We start from the raw sequence: 17,609 nt of genomic DNA on the forward strand, positions 1-17,609 counted from the left end.
ATATAAAGGCACCATTTGATGAAAAAGATACTCTTTGGGGTACTGGGAATATTGATCGCTATTCAGTTTATAAGACCGAATTTTAACAATCCAAAAGTGGATGAAAAGATTGCACTTCAAGCGGATGAAAATGTGATGGTAGTTCTCAAAAATGCATGCTTTGACTGTCACTCCAATGAAGTACAGTACCCATGGTACCACAACGTCGCACCTGTTTCTTGGGTTATGGCAGCGCATATTGACAGCGGACGAAGAGCTATCAATTTTTCCACATGGGCGGATACGAATGCTGATCAAAGAATAACGAGACTCAAACGTGCAAAACAGCTGATTTCTAATGGATTAATGCCAAAGGGAAGCTATGCACTCATGCACCCCAAAGCACATTTAGATACCAAAGACAAAAAAACACTCGAACAATTTTTTGATCAGCAACTAGAACAACTCAAAAAATCATAAAAGGTAGCAATCTTTCTCATCGATCCAACCTGATAAAGTTGGGCACAATATGTCACAGCAAAAAAGTTAAGCTTTGAAAATCTCTTATTTTAGGGGGGGGGGTGAAGTAGTGGCCGGGAGAGAGGGATTTAAAAGGCATCAATTTTCTATATTATACATTTTGTAAAATAATCATCAAAATAGCGTATTTTAGGCATTAAGAAAACTTTCTCAATTTCCAATAATATGTTATTATTCCAATAAAAATTAAAATCTTGTGGGGAATGAGTGGGGAAGATTTTAATAAATACGGATTATTGAAAAATGGCAAAAAGAGAAAAAACACAGTTTAGCGGCGTATATTATATAACAACTATCACCAATGACAAAGAAGACAAAATCTATTATATCCGGTATCGAGATGGCAATAATCAAGCTCGAGAATTAAAGGTCGGAAAGCATAGTGAAGGTGTACGTGCAAATTACTGTAATCAAAAGCGCAATGAAATTCTCACAAAACAACGCTTAGGTGAAGATCTTCCGGCAATCGCCATTAAAAAGAAAAAGCACATCATCACTTTAGATATGGCAGCAGAAAAGTTCTTCAAAGAACGTGAGATGCAAAATAAAGATAATGCGCATACCCAATCAAAGTACAATAACTGGATCGCTCCAGAGCTTGGTAAAATGGATATTGATTTGATCGGGCTTGAGGAAGTCAGAGGGTTGCAAGAGAGCCTGGTGAAAAAAGAGTATGCAGCAGCCACGATTAACTTTACGATTAATCTTTTGCATGCAATCGTCAACTACGCGATTGAAAATAAACTATCGACGACTATTCAAAATCCCACAAAAAAGCTCAAGCAATTGAAAGTCGATAATGCTCGAGATCGATATTTGACAAAAGAAGAGTGCCAGAGGCTCTTAGAGGCCGTTGAAGATGAAGCCGTACTCAGATTATTCGTGCGCTTGAGTTTGAGTACTGGAGGGCGATTAGAGACGATCTTGAGTATATGCAAAAAAGATATTGACTTCACCAATAAAATAATTGCGCTAAAGGATCATAAAAACGCCTCTTCGTATCGTGGATTTATCAATAATGATCTCACAAGTTATGTAAATGAATACTGTAAGGATCTAAAACCAAACGATAAATTGATCACAATGCCGGTACGTACACTTAGAAGACAACTCTCAAATATTTTCGCAGATCTTTTTAACGCAGATTTAGATAAAAACGATAGAAAAAATCGAGTCGTCATTCATACCTTGAGACATACGTTTGCAAGCTTATTAGCGATTCAAGGAACGCCAAATTTTTACGATTCAAAAGCTAATGAATCACCAAGATATCAAGACTACTCTCCGCTACGCGAAATTAAGCCCAGAGAGTGGTAGAGGAGCTGTAGAAGGATTGGAATTTTAGGATAATAAGATTTTCAATAATTTATTGACTGTAAAACAAAAAGTACTATATAAGTATAGAAAATATTTTTTAATCTTAGAGTACGTTGAAATAGTGTTATAATTCATGATCCTTTCAAATAATGAAGATCTAATCTATAAAAAATGGATAAATATATAGTTTTTAAATAATAAAGATTTATTTTGAATCGCTTTTGAGGAAATAATATGAGCTTTTTTTCGACATCGCCCCTTAGATATCCAGGTGGAAAAGGAAAACTTGGTCCGTGGTTAGGCGAGCTAATGAGACATAATAATATTAGTGGTGGTAGTTATATTGAGCCCTATGCAGGTGGTGCAGGTGCAGCACTTTATTTACTCTTTTCGGGGTATGTTAATCATATTATTATCAATGACGCAGATAAAGCAATTTATGCAATGTGGCATTCAATTATTCATAAAACAGAATATTTTTTACAGAAAATGAATGAAACACCAGTTACTATGGATAGTTGGTATAAACAAAAAGACATTATAAATAATCCAGAGTCTCACTCTTTATTAGATTATGGTTTTGCAGCTTTTTTTCTTAACAGAACTAATATTTCAGGAGTTGTCAAAGGGGGAGCTATTGGAGGGAAACAACAGCTTGGAAACTATAAAATAGATGCAAGATTTAATAAGGTAGATTTAGCAAAGCGCATTCAAAGAATAGCTGGATATAAAAATAGTATAGAAGTTCATAATTTGGATGCCTTAGATTTAATAGATATGATATCAGATGGAAAGATGTTAAAAAAGTCAATGTTTTACTTTGATCCACCGTATTATGTAAAAGGTAGCCAGCTTTATAGAAACCATTATAAGCATGATGATCATGTTTTAATAGCAGAAAAAATACAAGCGCTAAAGACTCCTTGGCTTGTTACATATGATAATTGTGAACCAATAAAAAAAAATATATCAGAATTCTAATAATGGTGAATTTTCTCTTAGATACTCTGCAAGCCAAAAGGTTAAAGAACTCGCTACGGAACTCATTTTTTATGGCAATATGACACTACATAAGCTGCCATCTCTAACGCAAATCATTTAAGTATTCCAACATTCTGTAACATAAAACTCAATTTCATCCCAAAATGCATTTAAAGTTTGATAGTCTGGATGAAAATTAGGTGAATGAACATATGCATGTAACGTATTAACATTCATCATATCTCCTTCATTTGACATTCTTTTTTCCAAAACGAGCTTTTTATTTGTAGTAATTTTATTGTTTTGCAACATATGCTCAGCACACTTTCTAACTTTTGGTGCAAATCTCGTATCACTGCAGATGATGCTATTATTGCGCAGATAATACTCTGTTGCATATTCAATCAATGAGCGTAATAACATGGCTGCAGCAATAGGTAAAGATTTTATTTCTATACTTTTTAACTCTGCAAGTATTTTTGCTGCTTTGCGCTCTTCTATTGGTATTGAAAATGGCACTCTATTTCTAATAAAAAGTTTTTTACGATCTTGCTGATTTTCAGGAATAGGTCTTTGGCTTGGCTTAGGAGGTGGCACATTGTCTTCATCTAATGAATCTTCTTTTGGTTCTTGAACTTGATTGGTATTATCACGCATTGGTTTATTGCTTTCAAGAGTGCTAATCTCTTCTTTTATTGTGCCGTCACCATATATTTCGCATAACTTATCAATATATTCTTTTTGTGCTTCTGCTGCGTTTAAACCACGAGAGTCTAAATTACCACTTTGTATGTCTACAATGATGTGTTTTACTTTGTTTATTGTTGAAGTTGGCTCTTTTATCAATTTAATCTGGTTGCCTTGAAGCTCAAAGCCAATTTGATATAAACGCTCCTTCGACATAAGTCTATCTGCTAATGTGCTGATAGGAAAATTATCATCAAATGTATGGATAATTTTATTCTCTACTGCCCATCTTAGTAAATTTAAAGCTTTTATATTTTGGTTGCGTTCACCAGTTTTTTCACTATATAGGGCTTTTGATATAGCACCCCATTCAACTTGTCCTACGCCATCATTTTTACCGGTATGTTTAAGGTGTAAAAAGCGCAATAAATCACTTTCACTTTTAAATACTGTGATATTGACTTTAGAAGGAAAATTGTGGAGCTTTTTTGATATTTCTTCAAATTTACTAGCAATAGCAGGTGGAGCTTTTCGTGGTTCATGTAGTAGTTTAATAGCTGCTATTCTTCTATTGCCATCTCTAACAATCCATTTGTTCGGTAATGATGGATGTTGAGATGCAATAATTCTTTCTGGATATAAATCATTATCAGCTATATCTTTAGCGAGATTTATAATATCTTGTTCTTTACCATTTAAAATAGCATGTATACATGCATTTTCATCCGGCTGTTCATTTAATCTTGGATTTTGTGTATCTAATATTAAATCGTTAATAGATACTTTTTGTATCTCGTTGAAATCTATTTTTGCCATTAATATTCCTTATATTCAATTTAGCGAGATTATGTGCAGTATTTAATAAAAAATATTATACATAAAATTGTGAAAATTTATTTTGATACGATTAGCTATTACTTCGTTGATATATTTATTAGCTAAGTTATATTAATCAATCTAATCAAATTATGACACAAAACAAGTTATAGTTATAAAATATATATTGTAAAGAAAATTAATGGTGGCATAACATGAATGAAGAAGAGCTAAGAATTAAAATTTATGAATATTTAGGCTTAGAAATCGGGAGCTTACCTTCAGAAAGCGGTAATGATTGGCAACGTGCAGAGAAAGAGGTGCTAGAAGATTATAAGCAAAAAGAGCTTGAGAAAGTAAAAAATATCAAGACAACAGATTACTTAACCATCGATAAGCAATCTGATGAATTTAAAGCTGTTTTAAAATCAACATTTGTTGGTATGCAGAATCTTAAAAGCTTAGCTACAAGTAGAAACGATTTAGAAATTCATGAGATTAATCAATTAATTCTTACTGGAGATAAAGACGTTTTGATCGGTTTGGCTAAGAATCAAAAATTAACTTCAGAACAGATTGATTTAATGATTCCAAGAAGTGTTTATCTTGTCAAAAAACACCTTATTACAAATCAAAATTTAACCGATGATCAAAAGAGTCAATTGCTTATATTAATGAATAATAGTAGTCTAGATTATGGTGATTTGATCAAATTAGTGAGTTAACTGATGCTTGATTGCCCAATATGCTCATGGCCGTTAAAAGCCGGTAAAAAAATGGTTTATTGTTACGATGATAGTTGTGGATTTCATATCACTTATGCTCAAGAAGATCTTTTAAGAGATATTTCCAAAAAAGAGGTAGAAGATCTGCTCATGGGTAAAACGATTGAGGGATTGATTCACCTAGATCTTGATGCGTCCAATTTCATTGCTTCAAAGGTCACTAAGCTTGAATCCTACATGTAAAGATGATTGTATCAAACTCCTCAATAAATACCAGGGCAAATTAACACCAGTTCAGTATCAAAATATAGAATGGAATGACCCCACAATACTAGACAATCTTGATACTGTTGAGAAACTAGTGATCCCTACATAAGGAGATAAAAATGTTACTACCAGAACAAGAACTTTCGTGGTTACAAGATCGAGCGATAGATCTCATGGAAGAATATAAAGATCTTGATGAATTCTATATAGATGACGAACGTGCATATATGGAGCGTAAAGCATATTTAGATGAGAAAAAAGAAAATCTAAAAGGCTTGTTTGATAGCTATTATAAGCGAATAGAACGTGCTAAAGCGTACAAAGAAGAATATGCCGCTCGAAACTCATCTCCAAACTAACCATCACACCTCTTAAACCCACCGATGAAAAAACCGTATCGGTATTTTTCACAGTGTGTGTAACCCAGTGCTATCTCCGAATCAGATCGATGATCATTTAAAAATCTTTTTATCATTTGATTTGTAGTGAAAAGTCTACTAAATGATAATCATAGATTTGTTAAAAAACATAGCTGTTCTAATCGAAAACTATTTTATTCTTATTTTGATTATTTCAGCCAACAACTCTTCATATATTTGCTCAAGGTTTACATCTTCGTTTTTAATTCTTTCATTCAATGCTTCTTCTGTGAAGTATTCACTTAGACCATATGCTTCAATTTTAGATATATCAAATTCATTTTCAGGGATAGGAATAGTTCTTTTTTCTTGATGAAAAATCAAAAAGTCTTTACAATAGAAATCTTCTAAAATTTCTATTAATCCCTTATCATAAGTGAAGATAAATGGAATAAAAAAATCTGTATCGGGGTTCGGTTTTGATGAAAAAAAATGTTTCAAGTTGTCTAGCAAGAGTAAAGTCCCAGGCCATATTGTCTATATAGTGTATTAAATCCTCTTTGTTTTGAGAATCTAGCTTATTAAAAAATCTGTATTTCTTTTCTTTTTTATCGCTTTTACTATCATATTCTAAATAGTTTAAAGCAACAACTAATTCTCTTAAGAAAATAGTTTTGAGTCTTTCACTCATAAATTTAATAATATATTTAAATTGTGCTTTGAGCTTTTCTTCTTTTGTTCCTTTAATTTTAAATTTTGCAGTCATAATCATTAAAAGGATTATTCGCATTATCAGATGTTGTTTTTGGGCTACCTCAAATACGGATTGAAATTCATTTTTAAAATAGACAATTTCTTCTTTGACTATTTTTTCAATTTCTTCATCTTGATAAATTGATTTAATTTCTTTAGTTCTATGATAATGGTTCATATCGCATGTCATTAATTTTTTTATACTGATAATATTGAGGTAGAACTCTTTTGTATCATTTCCCTTTGCAAAATTTTCAAGCATATAAAACATGGGATCTAAATTATAGTTATTCTCCAATATCGTGTGAAGAGTAGAAATAAAACTTTGTTCAGTGACTTTGTTGCCATTTATATAATCATGTAAATATCTTGCAGAATTGGATTCAAAGCTAATAGAATAATCAATTTTTAAAGGTACTCTAGTATTCTTTTGCATACCATAAACAATGGATGGATTAAAAAATGCTAGATTAGGATATTTAAATATCGATTTAACATTGGGTATATCCATAATATCTTTGAAAATAGGTACATTAAGTGACATATGTTTATCGCTAGAGATAATGTCTAAATTTTCTTTAACACATTCACTATAAAAATTTACATATGTATAAAATGTTTCTTTAGCATTGTTTGCAATACTAAATTGATATACTAATTCATAAAATTTCATTTTAGTGTCTCCCCCTTTTTCTAAAAGACTATTATACGTTAAAATAATAACTTGTTATTCAAATATAATTTTGGATACGTCAATTCGTGTTAATTTGTACGAAAAAAGATTATATTGACCAATAATTCATATATGATATTAGCTTTAAAATAAGTATAAAAAACATCAAAATAACGCTTGTAAATTATTGATAAAACGTCGATAATATAGGCATTTTGATGCACTAAATTGAAATATTTTTGCTATAATTTATTCCGTTATATATAGCTATATTTCATAGCACGGGCGTTATTTCAATTTTTACCCGTACTATGTGAGACATGATGCCTTTAGGTTGTCTTTTGTGGCTCTGCCCTTGCAACGAACATTCGGCTAAATGTTCTACCACGTTAAGACTTCCGCAACACCCTTTCTCTAAGTTTTGGTTAGGCGTTCAAAGAGTAAATCGATGATCGCCTTAACCGCCTCAAACAAAACCACTTTTAAAATCTTAAATAACAGCTCAATCATAATTGTGCCTCTTTATATAAAAATTGAGATATTTTATATAGGAGGAAGCACATTAAGAAAAAAAATAAGCATTTGAGTATTTTGAGGAATTATTGCGTTCTTGAAGTGGTCAATCATCGCACCTCTTAAACCCACCGATGAAAAAACCGTGCCGGTATTTTTCACAGCGTGTGTAACCCGGTGCTATCTCCGGATCAGATCGATGGATGATCATTTAAAAAATCTTTTTTTTTGAGAGAAATAGACTTATACAATTTTGTATAGTAGCAAGTTTGTATAAGTCAAATAAGCTATTTTGAGAAAATTCAATAGCGTAATACTATATCAATTTGTCTAATATTTTATAGGCTATCTTGCTTTATTGCTTTTATTTCATTTTTAAATGCTTCGTAATTGAACTGGTTAAAAACGATTTGTAATGCGGAGGTAAAATTTATATTATTGTCAAAAGGCATTTGGAATTTTTGATATAAGTCTTCATAATGACAGGTGCTTTTATATTTGTAAAGATTAAATCGAATACAAAATTGTATTGCCAAATTGATATATTGAGGTTTATTCATAATACATGCTTTGACAAAAGGAAGAAAATCCCTATCAATGAAATATGCTATAACATCTGCATATCCATTATGTGCAGGGAAATGTAGATCTATTTGCTTTATAGCCATTCCTAAATCATCAATTGTGAAATATCCCTTATAGCTATCATAAGCATATATAAAAATTGCCAAAAACTCTTGTCTAGTTTCTAAAGATTGTACATAACCGCTATCATAACTCAGTGCATAAGCTAAGTAATCAATATAATCATCAATATTACTATGAAAAACATGCCCTAAGTTAGCCAATGCGGATAAGATTGAGACGAATGCGGCTTCTTTATAAGTGTAATCTATAAATTCCAAAAAACCAAATTTTTCTATTGAACCGAATTCAAGAAACTCCTCAATATCTTCTTTTGAAAAATATTGATCTAATAAAGTGATAATAGGTCTATTTTGCTTTTTCCAAGCATAATATGTTGTAGCATTAAAATCAAACAGTTTTGCCATTACTTCTTTATGCGTCATTTATTCCCTCCATATCTTTCAAAGTATAACAAAATATATATAAAACAACTATTTTATACAAAATATATAATAAAGTTGTTATTCACAACATATTTTAATATTTTATTAAGTTGCAATAAACTACTATTTTGATGTTATATCTTAATAAATATCATTATATACAACTAAAAGGAGTGTGGATAAAAATTTTTAGTGCAACTAGAATTTGTAAATTAACGTAATTAACTCCCTTCTCTAAGAGTTTGCTGACAGGAAGAGAAAGGAGTAACTAAAGTTTCTAATAGAGTCTTTAATCAAGCTGCATTATATCTCACCGCCCCTTGATTATTCAAAATTTGAAAAATACACAAAGGGATATCTATGGCCAAAAAATACTACTGGTTAAAGCTACCGAGTAACTTCTTCGTTGATCCTAAGATCAAAAAATTGAGGCGTATTGCCGGCGGCGATACATACGTTATTATCTTTCTAAAAATGATGTTGTTGGTGATTAATACGAATGGCATTCTTGAATTTGAAGGCATCGAAAAAACGTTGGAAGATGAGCTATCTTTAAAACTTGATGAGGATGAGAATAACGTAAAAGTTGTCTTGGCTTTTTTAAGTTCTAATGGTGAACTAGAGGAAGTTTCTGATGAAGCTTTTTTATTGCAACGTGTGCCTGATCTCGTTGGTAAAGAAGGTGATAGTGCCGAGAGAATGCGCAAATTGAGAGAACGCAAAAATATAGGTGAAATACCTTCAACGTCACATTGTGACGGCTATGTGACAAGAAGTGACACAGAGAAAGAGAAAGATATAGATAAAGAGATAAAACCCTCTCTCTTACTCTCTCCCACTTCGCACAAACCAACCTATGATTTAAAAGATATCAAGAGCTTTAGAGAGCAACTTTCTAACATGTACCCCAATTTCTACTTTTCTCTCAGCGGAGAAATGGGCTATTCAAGAGAGCACAGAGGCTTTTGTTTAAAGAGCGGCTATATCTTTAGTTTGCACACAAATAAGTTAGTCGATCGCAGCGAGAGCTTCGAGCTCTGGCAGTATCTTTTCTATCGTAAAGATAGAGTCTTCGAACTCGCAAATACACAAATCCAAAACCAACATAAGGAAGAAAATTATGCAAACAACAATTAGTGAAAACGCGGCGAAAATCTTGGAAGAAATCAATAATAATCCAATGTTTAAAAAGCTCATTTGTTTAAATCAGAGGCAAACGGCAGAAACGATTGGTGTGAGTTCTACGACTTTGATTTTATGGCGCAAAGATGGATTTGGCCCGGAGTATATCAAGGTTGAGAGAGGTGGTAAGCGAGGGCGAATACTTTATCCAAAAACGTCAATCGCAGAATGGCTGAGCCGCACCATTAAAACCATGTAAGGAGCATGTGATGAAGCAAGATGAAAATATCAATATTTTGAGACGGTTGAAAACACTTGAGAGAAAGATTGAGAAGCTTACCAAATCAGAGATGTCAGCAAACCTATTTTTGGAATTTCGTTTTCTTTTAAAAGGAACATATATCATGACGGGGATTGCTGATCTAACAAAGAACGATGGGATTCTCAAAAAAAAGTTTAGCATCTTAAAGAATCAATATGCTTTATTGCCAAGAGATCGTGCTGAATTTGCCATTTGTCTTGTAAATAAGATTGATCAATCAATCGTTGGTGAATTTTATATTTCGTCTAAAAGTTTTACCGAAATAACGGGATTTGTACCCGACGAAAAAGAGTACCTTGCATTTAATAAAGCGTTTAAGGAATACGAAGTATCAGAGGTACAAAACAATGAAAGGAGTTCACAATGCGTATCTTAACGTTCATTTTTCTTTTCTCTTTCTCTTTCTCTTTCTCTCTTTTTGGTGCAAATATTTCTAGTGAAAAAGATACGTTAGCGGACTCGCTCTTTACGGCTGATGATGCTATTGTCACACCTGGTACATGTTCATTTTCATGCCGTGCCGTTGTTGATGGTTATGTAACGCAGATCATCGATATTGATGCGAAAAGTGGTACAACACATTGTGAAGTGTATAGTCGCAATGATACAAGCAAGGCTTTAGGTGTAAATGCTAATCAACAAAACCTTACATGTAAAGTACAAGCGAATAAAAATCCTGGTGATTACTCAGGTCAACTCAAATCTAGCTCCAATACAAATTATCAATTGACTGGTGCAAAATACGAAACCGATTCAATGACGTTCTCACGTTTTCTTACGGGCATGGCAACGTTAGATCCGTCCATCATTGATTTTAGTGCGACAAACTCAACCGGCATGCTTCAAGTCAAAAACTCAAACGTGCTTTACGGTACAAATATCTCAACCACAAGGCAAGAGACATTTCTATCGTTTTTTGGCGTGGAAGATGCGACGACAAGCTCAGAGATTGTCTCGAGTGTTGATAGCCTCAATAAAGCGAATTTAGGTTACTTCTCGAACTTATTTTCCAATATGTCGAGTATTTACGCTTACTTGCAAAATCTTCTTTTTGCCTTTGTATCAGCATTCTTTATTGTGATCCTTGGATCTAAAAAGCTACAAGCCTACTTAGCTAAAACAAATGACAATACGAATTATCTCAGCAAACTGTATATCCCTCTTATTGCGGTCACGTTGTTTTATATTCCAATACCTCAAGAGAATAATATGCAAAGCTCATTAATGCAAACTGTGATTCGCAATTTTATGGGGACAAGCACGAAGATTGCTGATAAAGCGGCCGTTATTGGTGCGAATACCTATTTGCAAAAGCTATACGCGTCAGTAGGTGCAAATACAATGCAAGGTGAAGCAACAATCTACGCATTGAGAGATAGCGCAAAAGCGCAAAAAGAGCTTTACGCTAATGTGATGCAACAATGCAAGAGCCGTTTTCCGGATGCGATGACGTTTCAAGTCAAAGATGCGGAGCTAGATCAACAAAGTATTTACAACTTCAACAAAGTACAAGAAGGTATTACTGCTAAAGCATGCAGATCAACCGAAAGAAAATGGCTAATCGCTTCTAAAACCTATGATCAGCAAAGGAAATACGCGGATCAAATAGCGCAAAGCTTTGGCAATAACGCATTGCAAAGCAAACTCAATAGCATCAATACATTCCTCAATAATCGTCAGTCAGAGCTCGGGTGGATAAACAGCGCGTTTATCCCATCTGCGGCGATTCTCATCGAAATGATGCCCCTCGTTACAGTCGCAAAAAGCACTATTACCGAAGATCAAGAGAGTAATCAATTGAAGATCCGCGATGCTTATGCTTCCGGTGATGAAGAGAAAAGTTTACTCGAGAAGATCAAAACGACGGGTGGTAGTATCTTCGGTGCAGTAATGGCAAAAATGGTATACGCCATTTTGCCGGGTGTGAATACTATCTTCCAAGTTTTCAATTCAATCATTGGTAGTGGTGTAGAGATGATTACGTTTATTGCGACATTTTTTTCACCGATTGGTGGTGCAAAAGCATTTAATTTTATTACCCATGGTGGAGGTAGTGCAACAATTCAGTTAGCGAGCCTTGTTCTTGCGGCCATGTTTGTTGGGTTGATCTTGAAATATATTCCATTGATCACGTCAATGATCGCCGGAATTCTTGCGGTGGTTGGATGGTTATTCGAATTAACACAATACTTCTTTATCACTCCGTTTGTTGTTGCGTATGCTGTAACGATGCGCAAGACGGACAAAATTAGCGAGTATCTCGTCACGGGTATCGTGATCTTTTTTAAGCCGGTACTCCTCGTTATTTTCATTTATCTTGGACTCTTTTTATACTACCTCTGCATCGATGTTTTCGTCATGTTCGCGGAAGAGCAATTCTATCTTTTGGATGCTATCAATCAGAGCTTTTTTGTGGCGATGGTGTTGCAACTTTCACTAGGGCTTATCAAAATCGTTTCATCGTTTGCGGCGGTTTATCTTATGTGGAAAGTGATTTTATCTGCACCTGGTCACACAATCAAAATGATCGGATTGCACAATGTCGGCGACTTCCTCGAACCAATTTCCAACAAGCTCGAGAGACAATCTCTCGTATAAAAAATAAGGAGTGAGCAATGAAAAAACAACAAGGCAATAGAGTGATTGAGACCTTTTTAAAATCGGCCACCTGGGCGATACCCGTCTTTGCTTTTCTAGCATGGTATCCCAAAAAGCTCATTGATGTACCTCATTTAATCGTACCGAATGACGTGGGCGCATTACTTTTGATGTACGGCTATTGGATCATACTTGCGTTTACTGTGATGATCCTGGCGCATATCTTTGATGCCGGCATTAAAGATTTTGATGAGATCAAGGGATACATGGTTACTAAACATTGGTTTTGGTTATTGAGTGGTATCGGCCATATTTTAGGATTTTTCGCATGGAAGATCTTTTGGCCTGGTGGCTTGTACTAAGGAGTAGATGATGAAACCAGAAACAGCAGAGCAAACATATCAATTTTTTGAGGAAGCGCAGATCGTGTTATCTACGCTCGAGGATCATATAGCGGCATTTAACCGTGCCTCTAAAGTCTTTGAAAAAACGACGAGCGATTTTTCGAAAGTAGAAAAGAGCATCGATGAAATCGGTGCAAAAATCGCAGAAAAAATTCAAGTGAAAACCATTCAAGCCTATTTGTTAGGTTCGGTGGCAGAGCTTGAGAGTGTCACGAAAGATCTAAAAAGGCGAAAGCATGAAGAACGTTTCACCTTGAAGATCGTATTTGCTTCAACGTGTCTTTCTGTGCTTGCGACAAGCATCGTTTTTATTGCGTTTGAAGCGGCTAATAAACCGCTTCTCAATCTTATCTATCAATTCGTTCATTAAGGAGAACAGCATGAAAAATATCGCGATCATCAACACAAAAGGTGGCGTAGGTAAAAGCACCCTCGCCTTTCACATTTTACCGGCTATTCTAGCGAATAGAAACTTTTCCATTCTAGAAATTGACAACAGCAATAACACGACGACGGCGTTTTCAAATACACAAATCTTGAAAGGAAAAATTACCTCGGTAAATATCGACGAAGGTATGCAAAGATTGGAAGAGCTTGTTATCAATAATATGTTAGATGAGGACAAGATCAGCGTGATTGATGCCGGTGGAGGGGATGATTCACTGAAAGTGATCCATTCGTTTATCGATCAAGATTTGCTCGCAGATACCCTGTTTATCATTCCATTTATGCCTGACTTTGTGCAGCTTAAAAACCTGGTCGATACGTATAACGTTTTACCAAGTGAAGCGAAGATCCTCGTTGTGTTAAATAATGCAGATCTAAGTGATCCAGATCATCTCATGTTTGTTAAAGGTAACGAGGACTTTGAGATACCGGATATCTCATCTACCTTTACGCACTTTGCCGTTTGCCCTAAAAGTCCACTTTTTTCGTATGCCGCTTCACGCAATAAAGAGACGATCAAAGATCTTGCCCTACTCGCAAGCCAATACAACAAAAACGAGATACTTGAGTATGCGAAGACAAAAACCAAAAGCGATAAAGACAAAATGACGAAGATATATCGCAATTGGAAAATTTCACGTAACGCAAAAGATTATCTCGAGAGTGAAGCGATCGCGCAGCTTAAAAGCATCGTTCTAGGAGAGCAAGCATGAAATACGAAGACTGGATCGCAAAGAACACGCCCTTAAAGCGTGTTTCTTCCCTAGAGCCTTATCGAGACGAAATTCAACATCTTGTGAGTTTGAATTACACGTTAACGCAGATCACGGAGTACTTACGAGACGTAAGAGATATTGAGATCTCAAGGCAAAGCGTGAAAAAATTTTTGTTAGGCAAAACAGCTCAAAATAAACCGGTTAAAGCGGAAAAAAGTGAAAACGTCGAAAGTGAGTTTGGAAGATAAGTTCAAGGGCTTTTTATAAGCCAGATGCAACCACATGTAACCGTGAGGCAACCAATAGTAACCGAATGTAATCAAATGCAACTCAGCGTAACCGAGATGTAAGTCAAAGGTAACCTCGTGCTACCAAGAAGTAACCAAGAGGAAACCGAGAAAACATTCACACCCAACGCCACGTTAATGGCGAGAGGTGAAAAAAAAGACGAAAAAGAGGCGAAAATGCTTTCAATTGCGAATATGTCGTCGGCTCAAGCAGCTCATTATCATGCGAAAGATCAAAACTATTATCAGCAAGACAAAGAGACAAGCGTGTGGACTGGCAAAGGTGCTGAACGTTTAGGCTTGAGTGGTGAGATTGATATTAAACAGTTTGAGCGATTGTGTTACGGTATTCATCCAAGCGAAGAACGCACTCTTGTTGATATCAGTCAAAGAGCGGGAACGGATATGACCTTTTCCAGTCCAAAATCCGCATCGATCTTATGTGAATTAGGCGATGAACGTACCAATCAACTCATACGTGCAGCACATGATCAAGCGGTGCAAACGACACTATCATTTGTAGAAGATCATTATGCGCAAACGAGAGAACAAAAGGACGGACATAGAGAAGCAATTTCTACCGGTAATCTCATCATTGCTAAATTTCAGCATGATACCAGTCGTGAAAATGATCCGTCATTGCATACGCATTGCTTTATTGTCAATGCAACGCAAAAGGAGAACGGTGAATGGCGAGCATTGCACAATGATCAACTCTTTACGCACAAGATGTTTTTAGGCCAGACGTATCGCAACGAATTGGCCAAAAATCTTAGAGAGCAAGGATTCTCTATCGAGATTACGAATGCCAAAGAGGGATTCTTTGAAATTCAAGGTGTTTCAAAAGAGTTGATCAGTGAATTTTCACAACGTCGTGAGCAAGTCCTTGAGAAATACGAAGAGCTAAAAAAGCAATATCCTGGTCTCGAGGAAGAAAAGCTCAAAGAGATGGCAACAACCAGTAGCCGAAACGTGAAAGATAAAAACGCTGATCGCAGTGTCATTAAATCCAACAATATCGAAAGAGCCAAAACCATTCTCGCCGGTAAAGATTTAACCTATCTTAATCAGCTTAATAGTTCGCAGCTACATTCAGAACAGCAAAAATTAACGGCTAAAGATGCGGTGGATCTTTCGATTCGTATTCAAAGCGAAAAGACGAGTGTATTTAATCGGGAAGATGTTATGAAAAATTCGATGAAGCTTTCATTAGGTGAGCATTCACTTAGTGCTATGCAGAATGCTTTTGATGATCATGTAAACGAGCGATCGATTGTGCAACTGGATCAAAATGCGTACTCGACACCGGAGCTCTTGCAAAAGGAGTTCGAGATAGTTGAAATGGCAAAAAACCGCACAGATCCTTTAATCTCTGCTCAACACGTGGAGCAATATCTAAGCCATACGCCTTATAACCTCACAAAAGGACAACAAGAAGCGTATGCGCAGATTCTCACAAGCAATGAGTCTATTTCAGTGATCCAGGGCGATGCAGGTACGGGTAAAACGTTTATGCTTAAGGCCGTCAGGGAAACGCTTGAGAGTCAAAAGCAAAGTAGTAATCTAAGAGGACTTGCTTTTACTGGAAAAGCCAGTGAAGAGCTTGAGCGTGAAAGCGGTATCCCATCTACGACATTACACGCTTTTTTTGTGAATCCACCGGCAGAAAAGAACATGGTTTATGTTGTCGATGAGGCTTCAATGGTCAGTTCATTGCAGATGCACCGTTTATGTGAAATTGCTAAAGAAAACCATTCAAAAATTGTATTTATTGGTGATCAAAAGCAGTTTCAATCTTTAGGTGCTGGCAATATGTTTTCGCAGCTTCAAAAGCAAAGTGATATTCATATCGTCGAAATGACAGAAAATAAGCGTGCGCAAACCGAATTGATGCGATCGCTTTATTCGTCTATCAAGAGCAAGGATTTAGAAGAGGCGTTCGGCATTTTAGAAAAGCATCAACGACTTCATGAAACGACAGATCTCGAGAAGATAAAAAACGAATACCTCAAAGATCGTCATGATACGTTGCTTCTTGTTGATACGAACGCAAATCGTAGAGCTTTAAACGAGTTAATCCGATCAGATCTCGTCGCTCAAAATGAAGTAACACAGTCTCAACCGTTATCTATCAAAGAGGCAATCAATCTAAACGAGATTGAAAAACACTACTCGAGCAATTATCAAGTAGGTCAAATTGTTGTCGCACAAAACGCGTTTCAAGGATTTAGTGCCGGGCAAGAAGCAATGATCACCGCGATTGATCATCCATCCAATACGATCACGGTTACCAAAGATGAGCAAAGGATCAAAATTGATCTAAGCAAAGCTCACGCTCAAGCGATTCAAACCTTTGCTATTAAAGAAAAAGCGTTTGGTATCGGCGACAAAATTGTTTTTACAAAAAACAATCGAAACCTCAAGTTTAGAAATGGTGAGACTGCTGTGATCCAAGCAATTCATGGGAATATCATCAAAGTACAAAAGGGGAATAAAGAGTTGGCGTTTGATGCTTCCAAATATCCTTATATCGATCATGGATACGTGATTACAGCGCATAAAAGCCAAGGGCAAACAACCAGTAAGGTTATCGCTTTCACGAATGCCCAAATGGCCAATTTAAACCGCTTCTACGTGCAAATTACCAGGGCAAAACGTGATGCCTTAATCTATACCAACAGCATAGCAACACTCAAGGAGAATACACAAAAAACACAAATTAAAACAAGTACCCTAGATTATTTTAGGTCGGCAATGCAGCATGAGGCACATACAAATCATAACTACGAAAGGACATTCAATGAGCAAAAAGAACGAAGAATATCAAGAGGATCAACTCTTTCAATACTGGGAGACTATTGCACAAAGTGCAAAATTGCACTCGCAGATCTTAGCCGACATCTTGGCTTATTTAAAAGAGATCGATCAGAGGCTTCAAGCACTCGAGGCAAAGATCAAATGAAAAATATCTTACTTAAAAATGAGCGCGAAAAAGCAGCTCAATCCATAACACAATCACGAGAAAGGAGATAG

At 35.4% G+C, this 17,609-nt stretch carries 19 protein-coding genes; 15 read left to right on the forward strand and 4 right to left on the reverse strand.

Translation table 11 applies throughout. The annotated features are described in order from the left end of the window. Window positions 1-18 precede the first annotated feature (18 nt). From Sdiek1_RS00250 to Sdiek1_RS00260, 3 genes are all read left to right on the forward strand, one after another. A complete protein-coding gene (locus tag Sdiek1_RS00250; RefSeq protein ID WP_087437364.1) occupies window positions 19-459 on the forward strand; it encodes a heme-binding domain-containing protein in 441 nt (146 codons plus the stop codon). 303 nt (window positions 460-762) lie between these two features. Next, window positions 763-1,836, forward strand: a complete 1,074-nt coding sequence (locus tag Sdiek1_RS00255) for a tyrosine-type recombinase/integrase (RefSeq protein WP_192866754.1) — start codon at window positions 763-765, stop codon at window positions 1,834-1,836. Between the two features lie 234 nt (window positions 1,837-2,070). Next, window positions 2,071-2,817, forward strand: a complete 747-nt coding sequence (locus Sdiek1_RS00260) for a DNA adenine methylase (protein WP_202819571.1) — start codon at window positions 2,071-2,073, stop codon at window positions 2,815-2,817. A 117-nt stretch (window positions 2,818-2,934) separates the two neighbouring features. On the opposite strand, the gene Sdiek1_RS00265 is transcribed toward Sdiek1_RS00260, so the two are convergent. Continuing rightward, a complete protein-coding gene (locus Sdiek1_RS00265; RefSeq protein ID WP_087437365.1) occupies window positions 2,935-4,320 on the reverse strand; it encodes a hypothetical protein in 1,386 nt (461 codons plus the stop codon). 215 nt (window positions 4,321-4,535) lie between these two features. Here Sdiek1_RS00265 and Sdiek1_RS00270 point away from each other — a divergent pair, with 215 nt between their 5' ends. The 3 genes from Sdiek1_RS00270 to Sdiek1_RS00280 all read left to right on the forward strand — a co-directional run bounded on the left by Sdiek1_RS00270 (window position 4,536) and on the right by Sdiek1_RS00280 (window position 5,671). Beyond that, window positions 4,536-5,045, forward strand: coding sequence for a hypothetical protein (locus Sdiek1_RS00270; protein WP_087437366.1), 510 nt, complete (start codon window positions 4,536-4,538; stop codon window positions 5,043-5,045). Window positions 5,046-5,096: 51 nt separating this feature from the next. Then, window positions 5,097-5,288, forward strand: a complete 192-nt coding sequence (locus Sdiek1_RS00275) for a hypothetical protein (RefSeq protein WP_151897970.1) — start codon at window positions 5,097-5,099, stop codon at window positions 5,286-5,288. Window positions 5,289-5,431: 143 nt separating this feature from the next. Beyond that, on the forward strand, window positions 5,432-5,671 hold the full coding sequence (locus tag Sdiek1_RS00280) for a membrane protein insertase YidC (RefSeq protein WP_087437368.1): 240 nt from the start codon (window positions 5,432-5,434) through the stop codon (window positions 5,669-5,671). 189 nt (window positions 5,672-5,860) lie between these two features. Here Sdiek1_RS00280 and Sdiek1_RS00285 read toward each other — a convergent pair whose 3' ends face one another. From Sdiek1_RS00285 to Sdiek1_RS00295, 3 genes are all read right to left on the reverse strand, one after another. Beyond that, window positions 5,861-6,055 (reverse strand): hypothetical protein, encoded by a 195-nt coding sequence (locus Sdiek1_RS00285; protein ID WP_087437369.1) that lies wholly within the window; start codon window positions 6,053-6,055, stop codon window positions 5,861-5,863. A gap of 46 nt (window positions 6,056-6,101) precedes the next feature. Continuing rightward, window positions 6,102-7,097 (reverse strand): hypothetical protein, encoded by a 996-nt coding sequence (locus Sdiek1_RS00290; protein WP_087437370.1) that lies wholly within the window; start codon window positions 7,095-7,097, stop codon window positions 6,102-6,104. Window positions 7,098-7,948: 851 nt separating this feature from the next. Further along, a complete protein-coding gene (locus Sdiek1_RS00295) occupies window positions 7,949-8,680 on the reverse strand; it encodes a hypothetical protein (RefSeq protein ID WP_087437371.1) in 732 nt (243 codons plus the stop codon). 360 nt (window positions 8,681-9,040) lie between these two features. Here Sdiek1_RS00295 and Sdiek1_RS00300 point away from each other — a divergent pair, with 360 nt between their 5' ends. The 9 genes from Sdiek1_RS00300 to mobF all read left to right on the forward strand — a co-directional run bounded on the left by Sdiek1_RS00300 (window position 9,041) and on the right by mobF (window position 17,609). Further along, a complete protein-coding gene (locus tag Sdiek1_RS00300; protein WP_087437372.1) occupies window positions 9,041-9,817 on the forward strand; it encodes a phage replisome organizer N-terminal domain-containing protein in 777 nt (258 codons plus the stop codon). Further along, a complete protein-coding gene (locus tag Sdiek1_RS00305; RefSeq protein WP_238099062.1) occupies window positions 9,801-10,061 on the forward strand; it encodes a helix-turn-helix transcriptional regulator in 261 nt (86 codons plus the stop codon). The genes Sdiek1_RS00300 and Sdiek1_RS00305 overlap by 17 nt, the downstream gene beginning before the upstream one ends. A 10-nt stretch (window positions 10,062-10,071) precedes the next feature. Next, complete coding sequence (locus Sdiek1_RS00310) at window positions 10,072-10,500, forward strand: hypothetical protein (protein WP_087437373.1); 429 nt, start codon at window positions 10,072-10,074, stop codon at window positions 10,498-10,500. Beyond that, on the forward strand, window positions 10,488-12,722 hold the full coding sequence (locus tag Sdiek1_RS00315; protein ID WP_087437374.1) for a hypothetical protein: 2,235 nt from the start codon (window positions 10,488-10,490) through the stop codon (window positions 12,720-12,722). Before Sdiek1_RS00310 ends, Sdiek1_RS00315 begins: the two co-directional genes overlap by 13 nt. A gap of 17 nt (window positions 12,723-12,739) precedes the next feature. Continuing rightward, window positions 12,740-13,084 carry a hypothetical protein gene (locus tag Sdiek1_RS00320; RefSeq protein ID WP_087437375.1) on the forward strand — a complete coding sequence of 115 codons (345 nt, stop codon included), beginning with the start codon at window positions 12,740-12,742 and terminating at the stop codon, window positions 13,082-13,084. Window positions 13,085-13,094: 10 nt separating this feature from the next. Further along, window positions 13,095-13,496: a hypothetical protein gene (locus Sdiek1_RS00325; protein WP_087437376.1), complete on the forward strand. Its 402-nt coding sequence runs from the start codon at window positions 13,095-13,097 to the stop codon at window positions 13,494-13,496. A gap of 10 nt (window positions 13,497-13,506) precedes the next feature. Then, window positions 13,507-14,286 carry a nucleotide-binding protein gene (locus Sdiek1_RS00330; RefSeq protein ID WP_087437377.1) on the forward strand — a complete coding sequence of 260 codons (780 nt, stop codon included), beginning with the start codon at window positions 13,507-13,509 and terminating at the stop codon, window positions 14,284-14,286. Next, window positions 14,283-14,537 carry a hypothetical protein gene (locus tag Sdiek1_RS00335; protein WP_087437378.1) on the forward strand — a complete coding sequence of 85 codons (255 nt, stop codon included), beginning with the start codon at window positions 14,283-14,285 and terminating at the stop codon, window positions 14,535-14,537. Before Sdiek1_RS00330 ends, Sdiek1_RS00335 begins: the two co-directional genes overlap by 4 nt. 117 nt (window positions 14,538-14,654) lie before the next feature. Further along, on the forward strand, window positions 14,655-17,609 hold the full coding sequence (gene mobF, locus Sdiek1_RS00340) for a MobF family relaxase (protein WP_087437379.1): 2,955 nt from the start codon (window positions 14,655-14,657) through the stop codon (window positions 17,607-17,609).

The organism is Sulfurospirillum diekertiae (assembly GCF_002162315.1).
Taxonomy (GTDB): Bacteria; Campylobacterota; Campylobacteria; order Campylobacterales; family Sulfurospirillaceae; genus Sulfurospirillum.

What these genes read in the sequence shown, in the direction of transcription:
- Sdiek1_RS00250 (WP_087437364.1), top strand. Translation starts at nt 19, where the DNA reads ATGAAAAAGATACTCTTTGGGGTACTGGGAATATTGATCGCTATTCAG.
- Sdiek1_RS00255 (WP_192866754.1), top strand. Translation starts at nt 763, where the DNA reads ATGGCAAAAAGAGAAAAAACACAGTTTAGCGGCGTATATTATATAACA.
- Sdiek1_RS00260 (WP_202819571.1), top strand. Translation starts at nt 2,071, where the DNA reads ATGAGCTTTTTTTCGACATCGCCCCTTAGATATCCAGGTGGAAAAGGA.
- Sdiek1_RS00265 (WP_087437365.1), bottom strand. Translation starts at nt 4,320, where the DNA reads ATGGCAAAAATAGATTTCAACGAGATACAAAAAGTATCTATTAACGAT.
- Sdiek1_RS00270 (WP_087437366.1), top strand. Translation starts at nt 4,536, where the DNA reads ATGAATGAAGAAGAGCTAAGAATTAAAATTTATGAATATTTAGGCTTA.
- Sdiek1_RS00275 (WP_151897970.1), top strand. Translation starts at nt 5,097, where the DNA reads ATGGTTTATTGTTACGATGATAGTTGTGGATTTCATATCACTTATGCT.
- Sdiek1_RS00280 (WP_087437368.1), top strand. Translation starts at nt 5,432, where the DNA reads ATGTTACTACCAGAACAAGAACTTTCGTGGTTACAAGATCGAGCGATA.
- Sdiek1_RS00290 (WP_087437370.1), bottom strand. Translation starts at nt 7,097, where the DNA reads ATGAAATTTTATGAATTAGTATATCAATTTAGTATTGCAAACAATGCT.
- Sdiek1_RS00295 (WP_087437371.1), bottom strand. Translation starts at nt 8,680, where the DNA reads ATGACGCATAAAGAAGTAATGGCAAAACTGTTTGATTTTAATGCTACA.
- Sdiek1_RS00300 (WP_087437372.1), top strand. Translation starts at nt 9,041, where the DNA reads ATGGCCAAAAAATACTACTGGTTAAAGCTACCGAGTAACTTCTTCGTT.
- Sdiek1_RS00305 (WP_238099062.1), top strand. Translation starts at nt 9,801, where the DNA reads ATGCAAACAACAATTAGTGAAAACGCGGCGAAAATCTTGGAAGAAATC.
- Sdiek1_RS00310 (WP_087437373.1), top strand. Translation starts at nt 10,072, where the DNA reads ATGAAGCAAGATGAAAATATCAATATTTTGAGACGGTTGAAAACACTT.
- Sdiek1_RS00315 (WP_087437374.1), top strand. Translation starts at nt 10,488, where the DNA reads ATGCGTATCTTAACGTTCATTTTTCTTTTCTCTTTCTCTTTCTCTTTC.
- Sdiek1_RS00320 (WP_087437375.1), top strand. Translation starts at nt 12,740, where the DNA reads ATGAAAAAACAACAAGGCAATAGAGTGATTGAGACCTTTTTAAAATCG.
- Sdiek1_RS00325 (WP_087437376.1), top strand. Translation starts at nt 13,095, where the DNA reads ATGAAACCAGAAACAGCAGAGCAAACATATCAATTTTTTGAGGAAGCG.
- Sdiek1_RS00330 (WP_087437377.1), top strand. Translation starts at nt 13,507, where the DNA reads ATGAAAAATATCGCGATCATCAACACAAAAGGTGGCGTAGGTAAAAGC.
- Sdiek1_RS00335 (WP_087437378.1), top strand. Translation starts at nt 14,283, where the DNA reads ATGAAATACGAAGACTGGATCGCAAAGAACACGCCCTTAAAGCGTGTT.